23 protein-coding genes, 1 tRNA gene and 1 pseudogene are annotated in these 20,237 nt (G+C 71.4%); 16 read left to right on the forward strand and 9 right to left on the reverse strand.

All coding sequences use genetic code 11. From position 1 onward, the window contains the following. Window positions 1–77: 77 nt before the first annotated feature. Together bcp and QWU11_RS03665 are read left to right on the forward strand one after the other, a co-directional pair. Window positions 78–548 carry a thioredoxin-dependent thiol peroxidase gene (bcp, locus tag QWU11_RS03660; protein ID WP_290103550.1) on the forward strand — a complete coding sequence of 157 codons (471 nt, stop codon included), beginning with the start codon at window positions 78–80 and terminating at the stop codon, window positions 546–548. 14 nt (window positions 549–562) lie between these two features. Further along, a tRNA-Leu gene (locus tag QWU11_RS03665) sits at window positions 563–638 on the forward strand. A 91-nt stretch (window positions 639–729) separates the two neighbouring features. Here QWU11_RS03665 and QWU11_RS03670 read toward each other — a convergent pair. Beyond that, entirely contained in the window at window positions 730–1,182 is a 453-nt protein-coding gene (locus QWU11_RS03670) for a group II truncated hemoglobin (RefSeq protein ID WP_290103551.1), read from the reverse strand. A gap of 107 nt (window positions 1,183–1,289) precedes the next feature. Between QWU11_RS03670 and QWU11_RS03675 the strand changes: the two genes are divergently transcribed. From QWU11_RS03675 to QWU11_RS03695, 5 genes and pseudogenes are all read left to right on the forward strand, one after another. Next, window positions 1,290–2,552, forward strand: a complete 1,263-nt coding sequence (locus tag QWU11_RS03675; RefSeq protein WP_290103552.1) for a sigma-70 family RNA polymerase sigma factor — start codon at window positions 1,290–1,292, stop codon at window positions 2,550–2,552. 55 nt (window positions 2,553–2,607) lie between these two features. After that, entirely contained in the window at window positions 2,608–3,444 is an 837-nt protein-coding gene (locus QWU11_RS03680; protein ID WP_290103553.1) for a helix-turn-helix transcriptional regulator, read from the forward strand. A gap of 80 nt (window positions 3,445–3,524) precedes the next feature. Then, window positions 3,525–5,057 carry a DHA2 family efflux MFS transporter permease subunit gene (locus QWU11_RS03685; RefSeq protein WP_290103554.1) on the forward strand — a complete coding sequence of 511 codons (1,533 nt, stop codon included), beginning with the start codon at window positions 3,525–3,527 and terminating at the stop codon, window positions 5,055–5,057. Further along, window positions 5,044–5,676 (forward strand): TetR family transcriptional regulator, encoded by a 633-nt coding sequence (locus tag QWU11_RS03690; RefSeq protein WP_290103555.1) that lies wholly within the window; start codon window positions 5,044–5,046, stop codon window positions 5,674–5,676. Before QWU11_RS03685 ends, QWU11_RS03690 begins: the two co-directional genes overlap by 14 nt. A gap of 24 nt (window positions 5,677–5,700) precedes the next feature. After that, window positions 5,701–5,859: pseudogene (locus QWU11_RS03695) on the forward strand (NAD(P)H-binding protein); the annotation flags it as partial. A 234-nt stretch (window positions 5,860–6,093) separates the two neighbouring features. On the opposite strand, the gene QWU11_RS03700 reads toward QWU11_RS03695, so the two are convergent. Together QWU11_RS03700 and QWU11_RS03705 are read right to left on the reverse strand one after the other, a co-directional pair. Beyond that, window positions 6,094–7,341 (reverse strand): S53 family peptidase, encoded by a 1,248-nt coding sequence (locus tag QWU11_RS03700; protein ID WP_290103556.1) that lies wholly within the window; start codon window positions 7,339–7,341, stop codon window positions 6,094–6,096. A 163-nt stretch (window positions 7,342–7,504) separates the two neighbouring features. Next, complete coding sequence (locus QWU11_RS03705; RefSeq protein ID WP_290103557.1) at window positions 7,505–8,332, reverse strand: SDR family NAD(P)-dependent oxidoreductase; 828 nt, start codon at window positions 8,330–8,332, stop codon at window positions 7,505–7,507. Window positions 8,333–8,407: 75 nt separating this feature from the next. On the opposite strand from QWU11_RS03705, the gene QWU11_RS47190 reads away from it, so the two are divergent. The 9 genes from QWU11_RS47190 to QWU11_RS03745 all read left to right on the forward strand — a co-directional run bounded on the left by QWU11_RS47190 (window position 8,408) and on the right by QWU11_RS03745 (window position 15,098). Next, complete coding sequence (locus tag QWU11_RS47190) at window positions 8,408–8,491, forward strand: putative leader peptide (protein WP_354670806.1); 84 nt, start codon at window positions 8,408–8,410, stop codon at window positions 8,489–8,491. A 64-nt stretch (window positions 8,492–8,555) separates the two neighbouring features. After that, window positions 8,556–9,380, forward strand: coding sequence for an ABC transporter permease (locus QWU11_RS03710; protein ID WP_290103558.1), 825 nt, complete (start codon window positions 8,556–8,558; stop codon window positions 9,378–9,380). Then, window positions 9,353–10,075: an ABC transporter ATP-binding protein gene (locus tag QWU11_RS03715; RefSeq protein WP_290103559.1), complete on the forward strand. Its 723-nt coding sequence runs from the start codon at window positions 9,353–9,355 to the stop codon at window positions 10,073–10,075. The genes QWU11_RS03710 and QWU11_RS03715 overlap by 28 nt, the downstream gene beginning before the upstream one ends. Then, on the forward strand, window positions 10,072–11,067 hold the full coding sequence (locus tag QWU11_RS03720) for an ABC transporter substrate-binding protein (RefSeq protein WP_290103560.1): 996 nt from the start codon (window positions 10,072–10,074) through the stop codon (window positions 11,065–11,067). Before QWU11_RS03715 ends, QWU11_RS03720 begins: the two co-directional genes overlap by 4 nt. Then, window positions 11,061–12,170 carry an LLM class flavin-dependent oxidoreductase gene (locus QWU11_RS03725; protein WP_290103818.1) on the forward strand — a complete coding sequence of 370 codons (1,110 nt, stop codon included), beginning with the start codon at window positions 11,061–11,063 and terminating at the stop codon, window positions 12,168–12,170. The genes QWU11_RS03720 and QWU11_RS03725 overlap by 7 nt, the downstream gene beginning before the upstream one ends. Continuing rightward, entirely contained in the window at window positions 12,167–12,721 is a 555-nt protein-coding gene (locus QWU11_RS03730; protein ID WP_290103561.1) for an NAD(P)H-dependent oxidoreductase, read from the forward strand. The genes QWU11_RS03725 and QWU11_RS03730 overlap by 4 nt, the downstream gene beginning before the upstream one ends. Beyond that, on the forward strand, window positions 12,706–13,209 hold the full coding sequence (locus QWU11_RS03735; protein ID WP_290103562.1) for a flavin reductase family protein: 504 nt from the start codon (window positions 12,706–12,708) through the stop codon (window positions 13,207–13,209). Before QWU11_RS03730 ends, QWU11_RS03735 begins: the two co-directional genes overlap by 16 nt. A gap of 93 nt (window positions 13,210–13,302) precedes the next feature. Next, complete coding sequence (locus tag QWU11_RS03740) at window positions 13,303–14,184, forward strand: MEDS domain-containing protein (RefSeq protein ID WP_290103563.1); 882 nt, start codon at window positions 13,303–13,305, stop codon at window positions 14,182–14,184. Continuing rightward, window positions 14,181–15,098, forward strand: coding sequence for a sensor histidine kinase (locus QWU11_RS03745; RefSeq protein WP_290103564.1), 918 nt, complete (start codon window positions 14,181–14,183; stop codon window positions 15,096–15,098). Before QWU11_RS03740 ends, QWU11_RS03745 begins: the two co-directional genes overlap by 4 nt. Window positions 15,099–15,132: 34 nt before the next feature. Here the strand turns inward: QWU11_RS03745 and rdgB are convergent, their stop codons facing one another. The 6 genes from rdgB to QWU11_RS03775 all read right to left on the reverse strand — a co-directional run bounded on the left by rdgB (window position 15,133) and on the right by QWU11_RS03775 (window position 19,820). Further along, window positions 15,133–15,717 (reverse strand): RdgB/HAM1 family non-canonical purine NTP pyrophosphatase, encoded by a 585-nt coding sequence (gene rdgB / locus QWU11_RS03750; RefSeq protein ID WP_290103565.1) that lies wholly within the window; start codon window positions 15,715–15,717, stop codon window positions 15,133–15,135. After that, entirely contained in the window at window positions 15,714–16,433 is a 720-nt protein-coding gene (gene rph / locus QWU11_RS03755; protein ID WP_290103566.1) for a ribonuclease PH, read from the reverse strand. Before rph ends, rdgB begins: the two co-directional genes overlap by 4 nt. 34 nt (window positions 16,434–16,467) lie before the next feature. Then, the gene (locus QWU11_RS03760) at window positions 16,468–17,217 is read right to left on the reverse strand and encodes an MBL fold metallo-hydrolase (RefSeq protein ID WP_290103567.1); all 750 of its coding nucleotides are present in this window, start codon (window positions 17,215–17,217) and stop codon (window positions 16,468–16,470) included. 151 nt (window positions 17,218–17,368) lie between these two features. Next, the gene (murI, locus tag QWU11_RS03765; protein WP_290103568.1) at window positions 17,369–18,184 is read right to left on the reverse strand and encodes a glutamate racemase; all 816 of its coding nucleotides are present in this window, start codon (window positions 18,182–18,184) and stop codon (window positions 17,369–17,371) included. Between the two features lie 86 nt (window positions 18,185–18,270). Further along, window positions 18,271–19,059 carry a thioesterase family protein gene (locus QWU11_RS03770; RefSeq protein WP_290103569.1) on the reverse strand — a complete coding sequence of 263 codons (789 nt, stop codon included), beginning with the start codon at window positions 19,057–19,059 and terminating at the stop codon, window positions 18,271–18,273. A 68-nt stretch (window positions 19,060–19,127) separates the two neighbouring features. Beyond that, complete coding sequence (locus tag QWU11_RS03775) at window positions 19,128–19,820, reverse strand: Clp protease N-terminal domain-containing protein (RefSeq protein WP_290103570.1); 693 nt, start codon at window positions 19,818–19,820, stop codon at window positions 19,128–19,130. Window positions 19,821–20,237 lie beyond the last annotated feature (417 nt).

A 20,237-nucleotide genomic window follows, 5' to 3' on the forward strand; every position in this document is an offset into this window, starting at 1 on the left:
CCACTGTGTACCCGTTCCCGTTGTGGCGGGACCTTGACGAGTAGGGTTGGGGGTCGGCTCGACGGAAAGGTGGTCTCGTGACGGAACAGCGGCTGGAGCCGGGGGATGCCGCCCCGGATTTCACTCTCTCCGACGCCGACGGAAAGCCCGTCGCGCTGTCGTCGTACCGCGGCCGACGTGTGGTCGTGTACTTCTACCCCGCCGCGATGACTCCCGGCTGCACCAAGGAGGCCGTCGGCTTCCAGGACCACCTCCAGGCCCTCGACGCGGCCGGCGTCGCGGTCCTCGGCATCTCCCCCGACGAACCCCCGAAGCTCGCCAAGTTCCGCGACCGCGACTCGCTGGCCTTCCCCCTGCTGTCCGACCCGGACACGAAGGTCCTGCAGGCGTACGGCGCGTACGGCGAGAAGAAGCTGTACGGCAAGACCATCGTGGGCGTGATCCGCTCGACCTTCATCGTCGACGCCGACGGCAAGATCGAAAAACCGTTCTACAACGTGAAGGCCACGGGCCACGTCGAGCGCATCCTGCGCGAACTGGGCGTCTGAGACCCGCCCGAAAAGGGGCCGTAGTCCAATCAGGCAGGAGACACGCGACTTAGGATCGCGCCAGTGTGGGTTCGAATCCCACCGGCCCCACGCTGTGCCAGCCCGGGGGGCGACCCCCGGAGCCCCCGATGTGGGGGGCTTCCGCTCCCCACGCCCCCCACGGGCCGAGGTCGGCGTTTCCCTAGGTCTGCCGGCCGTCCCATGACCAGCGGGGAGTCGGCAGGTCCGGGGCGACCTGCGAACCCTTCGGCGAATAGGCCATGACCTCGGCGACCGCCCATTCCATGTACGACCGCAGGGCCCGACGGAATTCCGCGTCGTCGGGGAGGCCGGCGTCGTCGATCGCCTGGACGAAGCAGTTCACGAAGCGGCGGCCCAGGTCCTCCTCCGCGCCCTGGGCGGCGTGGACGCCGAGCATCCCCGAATGGCCGCCGCACGACCGGGAGTAGGCGGGCGGGCCGCCGAAGACCTCGGCCCAGTAGCTCCCGAGTCGCTCCACGTGCTGGGGGTGGCCGGGATGGGAGAACGGGTGGTTCAGCACCGGGTCCCGCAGACAGCGCTCGTGGTGCGCGGTGGCGAGGGCGAGGAACGCGGGCGTCCCGCCGGCGTACTCGAAGATCGAAGGTCGCGCCATCGGCCGAGCGTATCCGCCCTTTACCCGCGTTGGTACGAAAGGGCCAGGCCAGCCGGCGGCCTGGCGCCGGGGGTACGCTCACGCGTCAGGAGGAGGGAGGCGGTTCTGTGCTGGACGGCACTCCGGAGCCGGCCGGGCTTCCCGACGGTGAGGAAGGCCTGGAGGATCTGCTGCGCCGGCTGGCGCCGCAGGTGCTCGGTGCGCTCATGCGTCGTCACGGCACCCTGGACACCTGCGAGGACGCCGTACAGGAGGCGCTTCTCGCCGCCGCCACCCAGTGGCCAAAAGACGGCACGCCCGACAATCCGTACGGCTGGCTCCTCACCGTCGCCACGCGGCGGCTGGTCGACTGGGTGCGCAGTGACAGCGCCCGGCGCCGGCGTGAGGACACCGACGCGCTCGACGCTCCGCTCGCGGCGCCGCCGGCCGACGAGCCCCGTACGAGCGATGACTCCCTCACTCTGCTGTTCCTGTGCTGCCATCCGGCGCTGTCGCCGCCGTCGCAGATCGCGCTGACCCTGCGGGCGGTGGGCGGGCTGACCACGGCCGAGATCGCCCGGGGGTTCCTCGTACCCGAGGCGACGATGGCGCAGCGCATCAGCCGCGCCAAGCAGAGCATCCGCAAGGCGGGCGCGACCTTCGCCCTGCCGCCGCCCGGCGAGCGCGAGGAGCGGCTGCGGGCGGTCCTGCACGCGCTGTACCTCATGCTCAATGAGGGCCACACGACCACCGCCGGTCCCTGGCTGCAGCGGCACGACCTGACCCGCGACGCCCTGCGCCTGACCCGCCTGCTGCACCGGCTCCTGCCCGACGACGGCGAGGTGGCCGGGCTGCTCGCGCTGATCCTGCTCACCGAGGCCCGCCGCGACGCGCGTACCCGCGAGGACGGCTCCCTGATCCCCCTGGCCGAACAGGACCGGGGCCGCTGGAACCGGGAGTTCATCGCCGAGGGCGTCGCCCTCACCACCGAGACACTGGCCCGTACGAGCCGGCTCGGCCCCTACCAGATCCAGGCCGCGATCGCCGCCCTCCACGACGAGGCGCCGGCCGCCGAAGAGACGGACTGGCCGCAGATCCTGGCGCTCTTCCAGCTCCTGGAGACCATCGCGCCGGGCCCGATGGTGACGCTCAACCGTGCCGTCGCGGTCGCCATGGTGCACGGACCCCAGGCGGGCCTTGAGGTCCTCGACCCCTTGGAGTCCGACGAACGGATGGCCCGCCACCACCGGCTCCACGCCGTACGCGCTCATCTGCTGGAGATGTCCGGACGCCCGGACGACGCGCTGGAGAGCTACCGGACCGCCGCGCGCTACGCGACCAGCGCACCGGAGAAGCACTACCTGGAGGGCCGCGCGGGCGCACTGACGTAAAGCGGGAATGTCGGACCCGGCGCGTACGGTTGTGGTCGTCGGCGAAGGGGGCGCGATGACCGAGACCGCCATCCGGCCACGGCGTGCCGCGCTGGGCGGCTTTCTCAAGGCACGCCGGGCGCGGCTGAGCCCGCAGGACGTCGGGCTGCCGCCGGGGCCGCGTCGGCGCACGCCCGGCCTGCGTCGCGAGGAGGTGGCGCTGCTCGCCGGTGTCGGCATCACCTGGTACACATGGCTGGAGCAGGGCCGCCCGATCAACGCGAGTGGTCAGGTGCTCGACGCCGTCGCCCGCACGCTGCGGCTCGACCGAGCCGAGCGTGAGCACCTCTACCGCCTGGCCGAGGCCACCCCGGCGCGCACCGGGGTGCGTCCGACGGATGTGCCCGGCGCGCTGGTCGAGATCCTGCACGGTCTCGACCCGCTCCCGGCCTCGCTGACCAACATGCGGTTCGACGTCATCGACTCCAACGCGGCACACCGTGGCCTGTTCGTGGGCTGGCACGGCCTGCCGTGCGTCCACCGAAACCTCCTGTGGTGCTGCGTCACCGAGCCCCAGGCGCGCGAACGGTTCCTCAACTACGACGAGGAGGTCGCCCACCTCGTGGCCCGGCTGCGCTCCTCGTACGGCCGATACGTCGGCGATCCCTCCTGGGAGGAGGACATCCGGCGCCTGCTCGACATCAGCCCGGAGTTCACCGACCTGTGGGCCCGCCACGAGGTGGCCGAGCCATCGGTCCGTACGCATCACTTCCGGCACCCGGCGGCCGGAGACCTGATCTTCGAACGCACCGAACTGACCATCGCGTCCGCCACCGAGTTCCGCATCACGGTCTACACGCCGCAGAACGACGAGACCCGCGACCGCCTCCCCCTGAGCCGCCTACCGACCTGAGCCGCCCACTCCCTTGCCCGGCAGAATTTTGGAAGTAGACTCTCAAAAGCTGGTCTACTTCTAAATGGTGGCGGTGTCTCATGAGAACGCTCGGTGCTCGGCGGTGGTGGGCGGTCGGTGCGCTGGTGCTCGCGGTGCTCGCCGTCGGCTTCGACGTGACGATCCTCAGTCTCGCTCTGCCCGCCCTCGCCACCGGTCTGCACGCGTCCACCTCCCAGCTGCAGTGGTTCGTCGCCGCGTACACGCTGGTGTTCGCCGCCGCGATGATCCCCGGTGGCATGCTCGGCGACCGGTTCGGCCGCAAGAAGATGCTGCTCATCGCCCTGGTCATCTTCGGCGGTAGCTCACTCGCCGCCGCCTACGCGCCCTCGGCGGGAGCGTTCATCGCCGCGCGGGCCGTGCTCGGGCTCGGCGGCGCCGTGATCCTGCCGATGGTGCTCGGCGTCGTGCCCACGCTGTTCGCGCACGAGGAGCGCCGGCGGGCCATCGCCGTCGTCATGGGCGCCAGCATGGTCGGGTACCCCGTCGGGCCGATCCTCGGCGGCTGGCTGCTCGGCCACTTCTGGTGGGGCGCGGTCTTCCTCATCAACGTCCCCGTCGTCGTCCTCGCCCTGCTCGCCACCGCCGCCTGGCTGCCGGAGTCGCGCGACGCGCGACCGCGGCGCCTCGACGTGCCCGGCGTGATCGGCTCCAGCGCCGGCCTCGCGGCCCTCACGTACGGCGTGATCCAGGCGGGCCAGTACGGCTGGGGCGACGTCACCGCCACCGGCCCGCTGGCGGGCGGCGCCGTGCTGATCGCCTGCTTCGTCGCCTGGGAGCGGCGCGCGAACGAGCCGCTCGTCGACCTGACGCTGTTCCGCAACGCCTCATTCAGCGTGGGCACCCTGCTCGGCACGGCCGTGAACTTCGTGATGTTCGGCGTCCTGTTCGCCGTACCGCAGTACTTCCAGGCGGTCCTCGGCACCGACGCCATGGGCGGCGGCGTACGGCTCCTGCCGCTGATCGGCGGGATGCTCGCCGGGGTCGCGGTGGCCGACCGGTTCGCCGTACGCGCGGGCGCCCGCGCCGTGGTCGGGCTCGGATACGCGCTGCTGGCCGGCGCGATGTTCGCCGGCGCCACCACCTCGGCGGGCAGCGGGTACGGGCTCGCCGCCGCGTGGATCACCGTCGCCGGGCTGGGGCTCGGGTTCGTGATGCCGGTCGCGATGGACGCGGCTATCGGCACGCTGCGCGAGGAGGCCGGCGGCGTCGGGTCGGCGCTCATCCAGGCGGTGCGCATGGTCGGCGGCAGCTTCGGCGCCGCCATCCTCGGCTCGGTGCTGAACTCCGGCTACCGCGGCCACCTCGACCTCACCGGGCTCCCGCCGATCGTGGTGCACGAAGTACGAACGGGTGTCTATGGCGGGCTCGAGGTCGCGCGCCGCACCGGGTCGGCGGCGCTGGCCGGTGACGTACGGGCGGCGTTCGTCCACGGGATGGACGTCCTGCTCGTCGTCTCCGCGAGTCTGGGGGTGCTCGCCGCGCTCCTCGGATTGTTCCTGCCGTCGCGGCGGCCCGGTGAGGTTGGGTCCGGCCGCTCCGAACGGCCAGAATCAGAACATGAGGCTGTCTGAAGGCGACCGCGCCGTACCCGGGCTCCGGGAGCGCAAGAAGGCGAAGACCAAGGCCGCCATCCAGGAGCACGCCGTACGCCTGTTCCGCGCGCAGGGCTACGACGCCACCACGGTCGAACAGATCGCGGAGGCGGCCGAGGTCTCCCCCAGTACGGTCTTCCGCTATTACCCGACGAAGGAAGACCTGGTCATCACCGACGACTACGACCCGGTGCTGATCGCCGCGTTCCGGGCGCAACCGCCGGGGCTGAGCCCGATCCAGGTGCTGCGGGGCGCCCTGCGCGAGACCTTCGTCGCCATGTCCTCCGGCGAGCTGAACGTGCAGCGCGAACGCATCCTGCTCGTGCTGTCCGTGCCCGCGCTCTGGGGTGCCAGCCTGAACAACCTGACCGAGAACCTCTGGATGCTGACCGACATGGTGGCCGCGCGGGAGGGCGGCGCTCCGGACGACGCCGCGGTCCGTACGTTCAGCGGCGCGGTGTTCGGCGTGATGCTCGAGGTGATGTTCCGCTGGGCCAAGGACCCGGGCGTGGACGCACCGGCCGAACTCGACCGCGCGCTCGCCCACCTCGAGGCCGGTCTCCCCTTCCCGCCGAAAGACGGCTTGACCTCAACTTAGGTCGACGTCTTAGCCTCTCGCCTCATGAGCCCGGTTCTTGTCATCGGCGCGACCGGAAAGGTCGGCCGTGAGGTGGTCGCCGAGCTCGCCACTGCCGGCGCGGAGGTCCGCGCCGTGGCCCGTACGCCCGCGCGCCTTCCGGACGGCGTCGAGGTCACGCACGGCGACCTGACCGACCCCGCCGGCCTGTCACGCGCGGCTGGCCGGAGGTGGTGGCGGAGGGTGCGCTCGCCGCGTGGGCCGCGATGGCACGCGAACCCGAGCCGGTCACCGCCACCGTGGGTACGGTCACCGGAGCGCCCGCCCGTACGTTCCGGCAGTGGGCGGTGGACCACGCGGCCGACTTCGGCGGTCGAGCCCCTGGGGCAGGCGAATGCGGCGGTCGTGCGTGGAGCGCACGACCGCCGCGTCCGTACCTCAGAAGCCGCCGGTTCCGTTCGGCGTCCCCAGGCCGGTGGGGCCGTCGTAGCCGGGCCCGGCCGTGCACAGGTACGTTCCGCCGCAGCTTCCGTTCGAGCCGGACGTGACGTCGAACAGCGCGGACGTGTGCGCGTACGGGTACGAGCCGTACGTGATGCCGCCCGTGTTGCCCGCCAGCGCGTACACGCTCGCGATGATCGGGGACGACGCGCTCGTCCCGCCGACCGCGGCCCAGCCGTCCAGCCCCGACACAAGGCCGAGCGAGATGAGGAAGTCACAGAACGCGCTGGTCCCGCAGTTGTTGTAGGTGTCGTAGACGCCGACTCCGGTGGCCGGGTCGGCGACCGCCGAGACGTCCGCGACGGTCCGCCTGGCACAGGCGGTGTCGTGCTGCCAGGACGGCTTCGGCTCGTACGCCGAGCAGCCCGAGCCGGCGCCGGACCAGGCGGTCTCGGTCCAGCCGCGCGCGTTGCTCGCCCGGTTCAGCGTCGTGCCGCCCACCGCGGTGACGTACTGGGACGAGGCCGGCCAGCTCACGCCGTAGCCCGAGTCGCCGGAACTCGCGGTGACCGCGATGCCCGGGTGGTTGAAGTGGGCGTCGGCGGTGAGGATGGTCGCGTCCTCCGCGCCTCCGTAGCTGTTGGAGATCGCCACGACGCCGCTGGTGGCGGCGGCGGCGTCCACGGCGGCGCCGAGCGCGGCGTCAGTGGGCTCGTTCGCCTCGACGAGGAGGATGTGGCAGCTCGGGCAGATCGCCGAGACCATGTCCAGGTCGAGGCTGATCTCCTCGGCCCAGCCGTAGTCCGTCGCGGGCAGCGGCGACGTCTGGCCACTCTGGTTGACCTTCTTGAAGCAGCCGTTCGCGGTCGTGCAGGCGGGCAGGCCGAGCTGCGAGCGGTAGTGCGTGAGGTCGGCCTCGGCCTTCGGGTCGTCGTACGCGTCGACGATCGCGACCGTACGCCCGCCGCCGTCCAGCCCGGCCACGTTGTAGGCCGACTGCAGGTCGGCCGGGAGCAGACCGGTGGGGCTGGTGACGGTGAGCGGGGCGACCTTCCCGTTGCTCGCGCGGTGCGCGCGGATGCGGCCGAAGCAGTGCAGCTGACCGGCGCGCGCCGAGGCGCAGCCGAAGCCGACACTGAGCTTGGACGCGTCGACCGCGGCGCCGGCGGAGGGGATGGCGGCCAGGGGCAGGACCATGCTGATGAGGGCCGCGAAGATGATCGCGGCTCGGCGGCGGGGGTTCAATCCGACCTCCTGTCAGGGCTGGATCTCTCCCGGGACGCGGCCGGCAGGGGTAGGCCGCGTCACCGGAAATCCGGAAATCCGGAAATAAGCCATGAACAACCTCGGATCATGACCGACGACGCAACCGATGCCTAGAGGTGCGGTCTGGCCGGAACCGGAAGGCCTACTCCGCGCCGGCGCCCCGCGACCGGAACAAGCGCTCCACCACCCGGAACGGGTCCTCGCCGCCCAGGCGCGCCAGCCGCCGCATGGCCGCCGGCGAGATCCTGGACAGGGCGTACGCGCCCCAGGCGCCGGCGGTGACCGGGACGACGGGGCGGTCGCGCTCGATGGCACGGATGATCGCCCTCGCCGCGACCTCCGGTCCCGGCGCCCACCGGCCCGCCAGGCGCTCGGTGAGCTCCCGCCGCCTGCTCTCCTCCGCGGCCTCGACCCCGGCGTGCCGGGCGGCGCGGTAGATGCCGGTGGCGACGAAGCCGGGGCAGACCGCGCTGACGCCCACGCCCGTACCGGCGAGCTCGGCGCGCAGGCTCTCGCTGAGCATCAGCACACCCGCCTTCGTCGCGCCGTACGCCGGCAGCATCCGTGTGGGGGTGAACGCCGCGGCCGAGGCGACGTTGACGATGTGGCCGCGCCCGCGCCCGGTCAGCTGCGGGCCGAAGAACAGGCACCCGTGCACGACGCCCATGAGGTTGACGTCGACGATCCGCCGCCAGTCCGCGACGGTGTGGTCGAAGAACGACCCGCCGATCCCGACGCCGGCGTTGTTGACCAGGATGGCCGGGGCGCCGTGCTCGGCGAGCACCCAGGCCGCGAACCGCTCCATCGCCTCGGCGTCGCCCACGTCGACGGCGTACGGGACGCCGACCTCTCCCGCACGGTCGGCGTCGAGGTCGGCGCAGATCACCTTCAGCCCGCGCGCGCCGAGTGCCAGTGCGGTCGCCCGCCCGATCCCGCTCGCCGCCCCGGTGACGACCGCCACGACTGCCATGCCCCCGATCGTACGAGGCGAATATTCCCTATATAACTGGTTGACTTTGTCGGTTTGGTTGCGGACGATGGGCGCGTGAGTACCGGTCAGCCCCTCGTTGTGCGCCTACACGTCGATCTTCGACGCCAGGCCAGCGCGCTGTGTGCGCCGACCGTCTGACGACGTCGGCCTCCGGAGCGCGCGACCGCTCCCCACCACTCACCTCTCAAAGGGTCTCCTTGTCATGTCCTCACCCGCCCTGGATCTGGGGCCGGCCCGGCAGGCTGCCCGAACACGCCTCCGTGTTCCCGGGTCGGCCGGTCTGCTCCGGCTCATTAGCCCGATCGTCCTTCTCCTCCTCTGGCAGGCCGCGAGCTCCGCGGGCCTCCTCCCCGAACGCCTCATCGCCGCGCCCGTGCAGATCGCCCGTACGGCCGCCGACCTGACCACCGCCGGGACGCTCCCGGACGCGATCGCGGTGTCCCTGCGGCGGGTCGCCGAGGGCTTCGTCATCGGCGCCGCCGTCGCGATCGTGCTCGCCCTCGCCTCCGGGCTCAGCCGCCTCGGCGAGAACGCCATCGACCCGCCGATGCAGATGCTGCGCGCACTGCCCTTCTACGGCCTGATCCCGCTGTTCATCCTCTGGTTCGGCATCGGCGAGACGCCCAAGGTGGCGCTGGTCGCGCTCGGCGTGGCGTTCCCGCTCTACCTCAACACCTTCGCCGGCATCCGTGGCGTGGACGACCGGCTCATCGAGGCCGGCCGGACGCTGCGGCTGGGCCGTACGGCGCTGATCCGGCACGTGATTCTGCCCGGCGCGCTGGCCCAGACGCTGGTCGGGCTGCGGCAGAGCCTCGGCGTCGCCTGGCTGGCGCTCATCGTCGCCGAGCAGGTCAACGCCGACGCCGGCCTCGGCTGGATGATCAACGACGCCCGCGAGTTCATGCGCACCGACGTGATCGTGGTCGGGCTGATCGTCTACAGCGCTCTCGGCCTGCTCACCGACGCCCTCGTACGCCTCATCGAGAGAAGGGCCCTGGCATGGCGACGAGCCTTCCGACCCGCGTAGCCGCGCCGTACGTCGCGAGCGTCCGCGGCCTCACCCGGGCGTTCGGCGACCGGACGGTCCTCGACGGCCTCGACCTCGCCATCGCGCGGGGGGAGTTCGTCGCGCTGCTGGGCCGCAGCGGCTCGGGCAAGTCCACGCTGCTGCGGGCGCTGGCCGGGCTCGACCGGGAGACCACCGGCGAGCTGACCGTCGACGGGACGGTGGCGGTGGCCTTCCAGGAGCCGCGGCTGCTGCCCTGGAAACGCGTGATCGACAACGTGGCCCTCGGCCTCCCTCGCGGGGCCGACCCCCGGAAGGCGCTGGAGGAGGTCGGGCTCGGTGAGCTCGCCGGAGCCTGGCCGCTCACGCTGTCCGGTGGCGAGGCCCAGCGTGCCTCCCTGGCCCGCGCCCTCGTACGGGAGCCCGGCCTGCTGCTGCTCGACGAGCCGTTCAGCGCCCTGGACGCGCTGACCCGGATCACGATGCACCGCCTCGTCCTCGACCTGTGGCAGCGGCAGGACGGGCTCGCCGTCCTCCTCGTCACCCACGACGTCGACGAGGCGCTGCTGCTGGCCGACCGTGTCCTCGTGCTCGGCGAGGGCCGGATCGCCTACGAGTCATCTGTCGAGGCCGAGCGGCCGCGCCGGCCGCAGGACCTGGTCACGTTGCGAGCCGAGCTGCTGCTGCGGCTCGGCGTGGAGGAGGGAACCGGATGAAGAGACTGCTCCCCCTGCTCGGCGCGCTCGTCGTCCTCGCGAGCTGCGGGAACGCCGGCGGCGGCGACGCGGCGGCGATCCGCAAGGACGGCTCGGTCGACCTGACGAAGGTCACGTTGCACGTCGGCGACCAGAAGGCCGGGTCGCAGGCGCTGCTCCAGGCCGCGGGCCAGCTCAGCGGCGTCCAGTACAAGATCACCTGGTCGCAGTTCACCTCCGGGCCGCCGCTGCTCGAGGCCGCCAACGCGGGCGCGATCGACCTCGGCGCCGTCGGCAACACACCACCGATCTTCGCCGCCGCGGCGGGCTCGAAGATCAAGGTGGTCGCGGCCGGCGACCAGAACCTCGCGGCGCAGGCAGTGCTCGTACCGAAGAGATCGGCGATCCGTACCATCCAGGACCTCAAGGGCAAGAAGATCGCGCTGGCCAAGGGCAGCTCGGCACACGCGCTCCTGCTGAGCGTGCTGAGGAAGGCCGGGCTCGGGTTCGGCGACATCCAGCCGCAGTACCTCCAGCCGGCCGACGCCCTGTCGGCCTTCAGCTCCGGCCGGGTGGACGCCTGGTCGATCTGGGACCCCTACACCGCACAGGCCGAGGCGCAGACCGGCGCCCGGACGCTGGTGTCGGGCAACGGCTTCGGCACCAACTACAACTTCAACGTCGCCGCCGCCAAGGCGCTGAAGGACAAGGCCAAGGTCGCGGCGATCCGCGACTACCTGGTCCGGCTGGACCGCGCGACCGTCTGGGCCGCCACCCACCAGGACCAGTGGGCGAAGACCTGGTCGGCGCAGATCGGGCTGCCGCTCGCGGTCACCCGGGTCGCCGCGCGCCGGCGGGTGACCAGGCCCGTGCCGATCGACGACGCCGTCATCGCCGGTGAGCAGCAGCTCGCCGACGCCTTCTCCGACGCCAAGCTCATCCCCGGCCGGCTGAAGTTCGGCGACTTCGTGGACCGGCAGTTCAACGACACCGTCCCAGGAGGATCATCATGACGAAGTTCCACTGGTTCCTGCCGACGGGCGGCGACGGCCGCAACCTCGTCGGCGGCGGCCACGGCGCCGCGCGGCGCGGCGTCCAGCGCCCGCCGGACATCGAGTACCTCGCGCAGATCGCACGCTCGGCCGAGCAGCTCGGCTTCGAGGGCGTGCTCACGCCGACCGGCACGCAGTGCGAGGACGCCTGGCTGACCACGGCCGCGCTGACCCGCGAGACCGAGCGCCTGAAGTTCCTGGTCGCCTTCCGCCCCGGCTTCCTGTCGCCGACGCTGGCCGCGCAGATGGCCGCGACGTACCAGCGGCTCTCCCGCGGCCGGCTGCTGCTCAACATCGTCACCGGCGGCGAGACCGTCGAGCAGGCGCGCTTCGGCGACCATCTCTCCCACGACGAGCGCTACGCCCGCACCGATGAGTTCCTGGCCATCCTGCGCGGCGCGTGGGGCGAGAAGCCGTTCGACTTCGGCGGGAACTACTACGACGTGGAGGGCGCGACCGTCTCCACGCCGCCGGACCCCGTCCCCCGGCTCTACTTCGGCGGGTCCTCCGCCGCCGCGGGCCCGGTGGCGGCCAAGCACGTGGACGTGTACCTGACCTGGGGCGAACCTCCCGAACTGGTCAAACGCAAGATCGGCTGGATCCGCGAACTGGCCGAGCGCGAGGGCCGGCGGCTGACCTTCGGCATCCGGCTGCACGTGGTGACCCGCGACACGGCCAAGGAGGCCTGGTCGGCCGCGGACCGGCTGCTGGACGACCTGGACCCGGCGGAGATCGCGGCCGCCCAGGAGGGCCTGGCCCGCAGCGAGTCGGTGGGCCAGGCACGGATGCGGTCCCTGCACGAGGAGTACCGCACCGGCGGGTCCGCCCACGACCTGGAGATCTACCCGAACCTGTGGGCGGGCGTCGGTCTCGTACGCGGCGGCGCGGGCACCGCGCTCGTCGGCAGCCACGCCCAGGTGGCCGAGCGCATCGCGGAGTACGCCTCGCTCGGCATCGAGGAGTTCGTCCTGTCCGGTTACCCCCATCTGGAGGAGGCGTACTGGTTCGGCGAAGGCGTGCTGCCCGAACTCACCCGCCTCGGATTGCTGAAGGAGGCCGCATGAGCGAGCAGGTGAACGGGCAGAGTGGTTCCGTGGGTACGGCTCCCAGGAACGGTCCGCGCGTGGTCGTCCTGGTCGGCAACCCGCGCCCGGCGTCGCGTACACACGCGGTCGCCGCGCAGGCGGCGCGGGCGCTGGTCCCGGACGCGACCCCCGACGTCATCGACCTGACCGCGCTGGCGCCCGTGCTCCTCGGCTCGCACGCCTCGGTCGCGGTCGAGGACGCGATCGAGCGCGTCACCTCGGCCGACGTGCTGGTGGTCGCCAGCCCCACGTACAAGGGCACCTACACCGGGCTGCTCAAGGTGTTCCTGGACCGGGTGCGCTCGCTGGCCGGCGTCACCGCGCTGCCGCTGCTCGTGATGGGCTCGCCGCGGCACGCCCTCGCGGTCGAGGTGCACCTGCGGCCGCTGCTGGTCGAACTGGGCGCGACCGTGCCCACTCCCGGCCTCGCGGTGGTCGAGTCGGACCTGGACCGGATCGAGGAGATCCTCGCCGAGTGGGCGGCGGCCGTACGGATCTCGGAGGCGGGCGGTCAATGGGCACGCGGGTGAAGCAGACCCCGATCGTGGACGCCGCGAGATTCCGCCGCGCGCTCGGCCGGCACGCCGCGGGAGTGGTCGTGGTCACCGGGCCGGGCCCGGTCGGGCTGACCGCGACCTCGCTGACCTCGGTCAGCCTGGATCCGCCGCTGGTGTCGTTCTGCGTCGCCCGCGACTCGAGGACCTGGCCGGACCTGCGGCAGGCGGAGTTCTTCGCGGTCAACGTGCTGGGCGGCGACCAGGCCGCGGTCGCGGCGCGGTTCGCCGACCGGGGCATCGACCGGTTCGGCTCACCGACCCGCTGGCGGGCCGGCCCGTACGACGTGCCGATCCTCGGCGGGGTGGCGGCCCACCTTCTTTGCGAGCCGTACGACACCATCGCGCTGGGCGACCACTGGCTCGTGGTGGGGCTCGTCATCGGCTCTGAGCTGGGACCTTCCGGCGAACCCCTTCTCTACCACCATGGCCGGTACGGTGCCTTCGACCCGCATCCTCGCTGAGCCGGTTGAAATCGGTATAAGTGAAAGAGTCGTCACGCTGCGTCCATGGACCTAAGCTAGAGTCGCCTGCCGATGCCACGCTGGGTGGAGCCTATGGAGAGCTGGTTCGCCGAACGATCCGTCGGCCAGATGCTGCCCGGAGACCATGCGTGGTTCTCCTACTCCAGCCAGGAGGAACAGGAGCATGTGGTCGGTGCCTTCCTCCGTGACGGGCTGATGGCGGCCGACAAGGTCATTTACATCACGGACTCCGATCCACGTGACCTGCCGGGCCTGCGGGCACGCGGTGACCTCGATCCGCGCAACTACCTCCGCACCGGCCAGCTCGCGCTCCTCCCACGCGCCGAGGCCTGCCTGACGGCCGGGGTCTTCGACCCCGGCCGGATGGTCGCGTCCCTCGAGGACGTGCTGGCCCGGGCGGAGCGCGACCGGTTCCGGGGCGTACGCGTCACGGCGGACATGAGCTGGGCCATCCGGCAGCGGAGCGGCCGAGACCGGGTCCTGGACTGCGAGGCCGGCCTCGACGCGGCCATCGCGCCCAGCACGACGGCCATGGCCATCTGTCAGATCGACCGGCGTTCGTGCACATACGACGAGCTCACCGCACTCAAGGAGACACACGAGGTTCTCGTGGGCGCCGATCCCGACTTCGATGACGGAGTCCTCACCATCACACGCACGTTCGAGCCGCGCGGCTTACACCTCAGGGGCGAGCTCGACGGCGCGCGGCACACCGTGTTCGCCGAGGCCCTCCACGCCGTGATCGCGCAGGGCGGCGACATTCACCTCAACGTCCGTGACCTTCGATTCGTCGACCTGGGCGCACTGAACATGATGGCCGGAGCGGCGATGAACATGGCCGCTCGCGGCAGCCTCACCCTCGACGACCCGTCGCCCGACCTGACCGAGGTCGTCCAGCTCGTCGGCGGCCCCATGCTCCCCTGGCTGAGGATCGGCAGGTGCAGGGCGTCGTGACCAAACTCATCCACCGGGCCCTGATCTACGCCGACCACCAGGAGTTCCTCGACGCGTCCGTCCCCTTCCTGCGACAGGGTCTGGAGTCGGGCGACGCCGTGATCGCCGTCGTCCGGGGTTCCTCCATCGACGACCTGCGCCGGGCGGTCGGCTCCGACGCCGTGACCTACCGCGACGCCGCCCACTGGTACTCCCAGCCGACGCGTACGATCGCCGCCTACAGCGCCTTCATCACCGAGCACGCGGGCGCGCGCATCCGTGTCCTCGCCGAGCCCGACTGGGACGGCGACTCGGCCGCCGAGATCGCCGAATGGACGCGCTACGAGTCGATCGTCAACCAGACGTTCGCCGACCTCGACGCCGTCGTGCTCTGCGTGTACGACCGGCGCGGCGCGGACCAGGGCATCCTCGACGGCGTGGTCCACACCCATCCGGAGCTGGTCAGCGTCGCCGGCCCGCACGTCAACGACGCCTACCGCGACCCGCTGACGGTCTACGCCGACGTCGACCGGGAGCCGCTCGACCCGGTCCCGCCGGACGCTCCCACGATGACGGTCGACGACATCGACCTGAGCGCGCTGCGCGCCTTCGTCGGTGGCCACGCCGAGGACCACGGTGTCTCCTCGGCCCGCCTGCACGACCTGCTGGTCGCCACGACGGAGATCGCCACCAACGCGATCCGGCACGGCCTCCCCCCGGTCACCTGCCGCACGTGGGCCGAGGGAAACGATCTTGTGGTCGACGTGTCGGACGGCGGCCACTGGCAGCCCGAGGGCCTGCCGGGCTTCCTCCCGCCGGACCCGATGGTCCGCGCCGGCTTCGGCCTGTGGGGCGTGCGCATGCTGTGCCCCCTGGTCCAGCTCCGCACGGGCCCGACCGGCACCGACGTCCGCCTCCGCGTCCCCGCCCGCTAGAGCGCCTCACGACGGGTACGGCGGGGCCGGACCTCTACGAGCTCTGACGCAGGAGTTCGGACAGGGCACGGAAGGCCTTGCCGCGGTGGCTGATCGCGTCCTTCTCCTCCGGGTCGAGCTCGGCCGTCGTACGGGTCTCGTCGTCCGGTACGAAGATCGGGTCGTAGCCGAAGCCGTTGGTCCCGCGCCGCGCGCCGACGACGTGCCCGGTCAGCTCGCCCTCGACGGTCTGCTCCTCGCCGGAGGGCCAGGCGACCGCGGCGACGCAGACGAAGCGGGCGCCCCGGTGTTCGAGCGCGACGTCGGACAACTGGCCCAGCAGCAGGTCGAGGTTGGCCTCGTCGTCGCCGTGCCGCCCCGACCAGCGGGCCGAGAAGACGCCCGGCATGCCGTTCAGCGCGTCGACGCACAGGCCCGAGTCGTCGGCCACCGACGGCAGGCCGGTGTGCTCGGCGATCGCGTGGGCCTTGAGCAGGGCGTTGCCCGCGAACGTCAGCTCGGTCTCCGGGACGTCGGGTGCGTCGGGAAACTCCTCCAACCCCACGACGTCGATGTCCACGAGGATCCGGCGGAGCTCGACGAGCTTGCCCTCGTTACGCGTGGCGAGTACGACCTTCACGAGCCCAGGGCCTCCTGCTGCATCCGGGTGAGGTCGGCGCAACCGCCGGCCGCCAGGTCGAGCAGCGCGTCGAGCTCGGCGCGGTCGAACGGCTGGCCCTCGGCCGTGCCCTGCACCTCGACGAAGCGGCCGTCGCCGGTGCACACGACGTTCATGTCGGTCTCGGCCGCGACGTCTTCCTCGTAACACAGGTCGAGCCGCGGCTCGCCGTCCACGATGCCGACGCTCACCGCCGCCACGGAGCCGACCAGCGGGCTCGTCTTGAGCATCTTCCGGTCGCGCATCCAGGTGATCGCGTCGGCGAGGGCGACGTACGCGCCGGTGATCGCGGCCGTACGGGTGCCGCCGTCGGCCTCCAGCACGTCGCAGTCGAGCAGGATGGTGTTCTCGCCGAGGGCCTTGAAGTCGACGCAGGCCCGCAGCGACCGGCCGACCAGCCGCGAGATCTCGTGGGTGCGGCCGCCGATCTTGCCGCGCACGGACTCGCGGTCGTTACGTGTGGTGGTCGCCCGGGGCAGCATGGAGTACTCCGCGGTCACCCAGCCGAGCCCGGAGTCGCGGCGCCAGCGCGGCACCGAGCTCTGCACCGTCGCGGCGCACAGCACGCGTGTGCCGCCGAACTCCACGAGGACCGAGCCCTCCGCGTGAGTGAGCCATCCGCGGCGGATGGTCACGGGACGAAGCTGGTCGGCTGAACGATCGTCGGGACGCGCCATGAGGCCAACCCTATCGAGACCGGGCGACCCCCGATCACAGGTCGTACACGGCCCCCTGGAACGCCAGCTCGATGTCTCCCCGGTAGCCACTCTCCTTCGCCTCGGCGAGGCTGTTGCTGTTGTCGTTCCACGGCACGAGGTGGGTGAGCACGAGCCGCTTGGCGCCCGCGCGCGCGGCGTACTCCCCCGCCTGCCGCGCGGTCAGGTGCAGGCCGGGCGGCAGGCCCGGCCGTTCGACGAAGGAGGCCTCGGCCAGCAGCAGATCGGTGCCGCGGGCCAGGTCGGCCAGTGCCTCGCACACGCCGGTGTCGCCGGAGTAGGCGAGGGCCACGCCATCGTGTTCCACCCGGAAGCCGTACGTCTCGACCGGATGGCTCATCGGCTTGGCGGTCACGGTGAACGGTCCGAGCTCGAAGGTGCCCGGAGAGAGGGTGTGGAAGTCGAACGCCTCGGACATGCCGGGCTCGGGATCGAGGTCGTACGCACGGGCCATCCGGTCGGCGACGCCGGCCGGCCCGTACACCGGAATGCGCGGTTTGGGGCCGCTCGGCGCGTATCTCCGCGCCACCCAGTAACCGCAGAGGTCAAGACAGTGGTCGGCGTGCAGATGAGTCAGGAGAATCGCGTCGATGTCGTAGAGGCCGATGTGGCGTTGCAGGGCGCCGAGCGCCCCGCTGCCAAGGTCGAGCAGCAGCGCGTAGCCGCCGGCCTCGACGAGATAGCAGGACGCGGGGCTGTCGGGTCCCGGAAAGCTGCCCGAACAGCCGATCACCGTAATCCGCACGCGCCGGCCTCCCTCACGTCACCCGAAGACGGGATGGACCGGACCGCGCCGAACGGGCGGGTCCTCGTGGCGCGGCATTCATCCGCTGCCGGTTTCGCGCGTCATCCACCTGGATCCACGCTCCCCTCTCCATTGGCCCGCGGGCGTGTTCTCATGCCGAGAACGAGATGCTCACGGGTGCGGATTCGACCAGCCCGATCTCCGGGCCGAGGAAGCGGCGGCCGAGCGCGCCGAACGGCGCGGGATCCCCTGTCGCAAGGAACCGATGTCGGGGTTCCGGAGAATCCTCGGCACGGGCCAGGCGGCGATCTTGCAGCACCCGATATACGTCCTTGGCGGTCTCATCCGCGCTCGATACGAGGGTTACCCCGTCTCCGGCGACGTATGAGATGGCTCCGGTAAGCAAGGGGTAATGGGTGCACCCGAGGATGAGCGTGTCACAGCCCGCCTCGAGAATCGGCGTCAAATAGCCTTCTGCGACGTCGAGTAGCTCGTCGCCCATGGTGATGCCCCGCTCCACAAACTCCACAAAACGCGGACAAGCAACACTTGTCAGTGTCACATGAGGCGCAGCAGCGAATGCGTCTTCGTACGCACGACTGGTGACCGTCGCACGAGTAGCGACCAATCCCACCTTTCCCGTGCTCGTCGCGCTGACCGCGGCGCGTACGGCGGGCTGGATGACTTCGACGACCGGTACCTCGTAGCGCTCTCTCGCGTCTCGCAACACCGCGGAACTTGCAGTGTTACATGCGATCACGAGCATTTTCACGCCTTCTTCGACAAGGTGGTCCAGCACCTCGAGCGCGTTCGCGCGCACCTCGGCGATCGGCTTCGGCCCGTACGGGAAACGCGCCGTGTCGGCGACGTACAGCAGGGGTTCATTGGGCAGCTGGTCGATGATCGCGCGGGCGACCGTCAGCCCGCCGACCCCACTGTCGAAGATCCCGATCGAAGCGTCAGACATGACCCAACAGGCTAGAGAACACGCCACGGCCCGCGGAGGCAATGCGCTGCATGTCACATTGGTTATTTTCGGCGGGCGGCCGGAGATCAGTGCCGGTTACGGCCCGCTCGGGCGATCTGGCGGCTCTGCGCGACGAGCCGGCCCCGCGAATCCCAGACCTCGACGTCCTCGTCGAACCACCCGTCGCTGACCAGGCGGCCGTGCCCGTGCAGGGACAGCCGGCCGGGTGCGGGCACGGCCCGCATGTGCCAGGTCAGCTCGACCGTCGGCGCCCAGCCGTACGCGCCGGTGTTGAGCACGACCGGCGGCAGCGAGTCGACGGCGAGCGCGAGCAGGACGCCGTCCGGCTCGCGCTCCTCGCGCAGCCGGAAGTGGGCCCGCATCTCCGGCCGGCCGGTGGGCTGCCCGTCCAGCCAGCCCATGGTCGCCGCGTCGTAGCGCAGCTCGACCTGCGCGGCGAAGCCGGACTCCGGCTCGCTGCCGAAGGGGACGCACTCTCCGAGCGGCGGGAGCCCGTCGATGTCCGCGGAGTAGACCGGCTCGGCGTCGCCGTCGAGCGTTCCGGTGGTGAGGATGGCCTCGACCACCGCGGTGTCCTCCTGGACGAGCGTCACGCGCGCCACGTCGGCCGTACGCCCGGACTTGCGCGACTCGACGTGCACCTCGGCGGGGCCGGGACGGCCCACCCGCAGGAAACTCGCGGCGGTGGAGATCGGGTGCGGCCGACCGGCCGCGTCGAGGGCGGCGCGGGCCAGTACGGCCATCAGGTAACCGCCGTTGAGCGCCTGCTCGAACCCGTACGCGGCGTCGAGCTCGGCGGAGTAGCGCCCGTCGCCGATCCGCCGTACCGCGGTGGCCTCGTCAAAGCTGCCCATACCTGTACCCCTGAAATCTAGAACCGCATTCGGTACGAACCATACCTTTCCGGCTCCCGCAGGTGGAGTCAGGCCTGGGTGATCACCGCCGCACGCAGTGAGTCGTAGTCGACGCCGAGCTTGACCATGACGTCGTGGGCCAGGCCGTCGTCGAGCGTCAGCAGGCCGAGCGCGAGGTGCCCGGTGCCCACACTCTCGCTGCCCTCGCGCAGCGCCTCACGCAGCGCGTGCCGCAGCGAGGTCAGTGCGAGCCGGGTGAAGGGAGTCTCGTCGGGCAGCGGGTCGCCGGCCGGGATGCCGACGCGCCCGTCGATCGCCGCCCGCAGGATGGCGGGACCCGCGCCGCAGACGGCCAGCGCCCGGCTGGCGGGGTCCTCCTCGCGTGCGGACAGGGCGAGCAGAAGGTGCTCCGTGCCGAGGTAGGTCTTGCGGCGCCGGCGCGCCTCCTCCCGCGCCTCGCCGACCACGGCCCGCAGGCCGTCGGTGGCCCGGTCCCAGAAACCCGGGCGCTCGGACTCCCCGCTGGGGATGAACCGCTTCTGTACCGCCTGCCGGCTCACGCCGAGCCGGGTGCCGATGTCGGCCCAGGAGACGCCGTCGCGGCGCGCCTCGTCCACGTAGAACCCGACGAGGTTCTCGCCGAGCTCGCTGACGTGCGCCGACACCTCGACGGCCCGCGCGAGCCGGTCGAGCACCGGTGCGGTCTCCAGTCCCGTACGGACCTGCGCGATCAGAGTGTCCAGGGTCATCGGTTCGCTCATGTGGCAACCATAGGTTGCCTATGGGGAGATGGCAACCACAGGTTGCTGCAGCGTGCGCCAGCGGGCGGCCTGCCCATTGACGGCCCCTATTCGGAGCGACCTTTACCACAGCTAAGTGCGGACCGTTCACCCATCGAAAGATGCTCCCACCATGGGGTTTCCAGTCGCTTCTTCGAGGAGGAAACGGGAAACCCCCCGCGGCGACTCACCCCTCAACGGGTTTTTTCGGCATGATTTGTCGGACTGTCCCCATCACCATCCATGATTGAGGTCTTCCGGAGCCCTCGCCAGGAATCCATGACAGCAATGATCGGAACAGGAAGCACCCGGCGGAATCCCTCCGCACGGCCGGCCGCGGCCGCCCTCGCCCGCGCCGCGGCGACCGCGGCGCGGCGCCCTGCCTCACAGGTCACGAGC

Source organism: Actinomadura sp. DC4, assembly GCF_030406325.1.
Lineage (GTDB): Bacteria > Actinomycetota > Actinomycetes > Streptosporangiales > Streptosporangiaceae > Actinoallomurus.

What these genes read in the sequence shown, in the direction of transcription:
- QWU11_RS03775 (WP_290103570.1), bottom strand. Translation starts at nt 19,820, where the DNA reads ATGAGCGAACCGATGACCCTGGACACTCTGATCGCGCAGGTCCGTACG.
- QWU11_RS03715 (WP_290103559.1), top strand. Translation starts at nt 9,353, where the DNA reads ATGGCGACGAGCCTTCCGACCCGCGTAGCCGCGCCGTACGTCGCGAGC.
- QWU11_RS03770 (WP_290103569.1), bottom strand. Translation starts at nt 19,059, where the DNA reads ATGGGCAGCTTTGACGAGGCCACCGCGGTACGGCGGATCGGCGACGGG.
- rph (WP_290103566.1), bottom strand. Translation starts at nt 16,433, where the DNA reads ATGGCGCGTCCCGACGATCGTTCAGCCGACCAGCTTCGTCCCGTGACC.
- QWU11_RS03670 (WP_290103551.1), bottom strand. Translation starts at nt 1,182, where the DNA reads ATGGCGCGACCTTCGATCTTCGAGTACGCCGGCGGGACGCCCGCGTTC.
- QWU11_RS03730 (WP_290103561.1), top strand. Translation starts at nt 12,167, where the DNA reads ATGAGCGAGCAGGTGAACGGGCAGAGTGGTTCCGTGGGTACGGCTCCC.
- QWU11_RS03680 (WP_290103553.1), top strand. Translation starts at nt 2,608, where the DNA reads ATGACCGAGACCGCCATCCGGCCACGGCGTGCCGCGCTGGGCGGCTTT.
- QWU11_RS03710 (WP_290103558.1), top strand. Translation starts at nt 8,556, where the DNA reads ATGTCCTCACCCGCCCTGGATCTGGGGCCGGCCCGGCAGGCTGCCCGA.
- QWU11_RS03735 (WP_290103562.1), top strand. Translation starts at nt 12,706, where the DNA reads ATGGGCACGCGGGTGAAGCAGACCCCGATCGTGGACGCCGCGAGATTC.
- QWU11_RS03720 (WP_290103560.1), top strand. Translation starts at nt 10,072, where the DNA reads ATGAAGAGACTGCTCCCCCTGCTCGGCGCGCTCGTCGTCCTCGCGAGC.
- murI (WP_290103568.1), bottom strand. Translation starts at nt 18,184, where the DNA reads ATGTCTGACGCTTCGATCGGGATCTTCGACAGTGGGGTCGGCGGGCTG.
- QWU11_RS03685 (WP_290103554.1), top strand. Translation starts at nt 3,525, where the DNA reads ATGAGAACGCTCGGTGCTCGGCGGTGGTGGGCGGTCGGTGCGCTGGTG.
- QWU11_RS03705 (WP_290103557.1), bottom strand. Translation starts at nt 8,332, where the DNA reads ATGGCAGTCGTGGCGGTCGTCACCGGGGCGGCGAGCGGGATCGGGCGG.
- QWU11_RS03740 (WP_290103563.1), top strand. Translation starts at nt 13,303, where the DNA reads ATGGAGAGCTGGTTCGCCGAACGATCCGTCGGCCAGATGCTGCCCGGA.
- QWU11_RS03690 (WP_290103555.1), top strand. Translation starts at nt 5,044, where the DNA reads ATGAGGCTGTCTGAAGGCGACCGCGCCGTACCCGGGCTCCGGGAGCGC.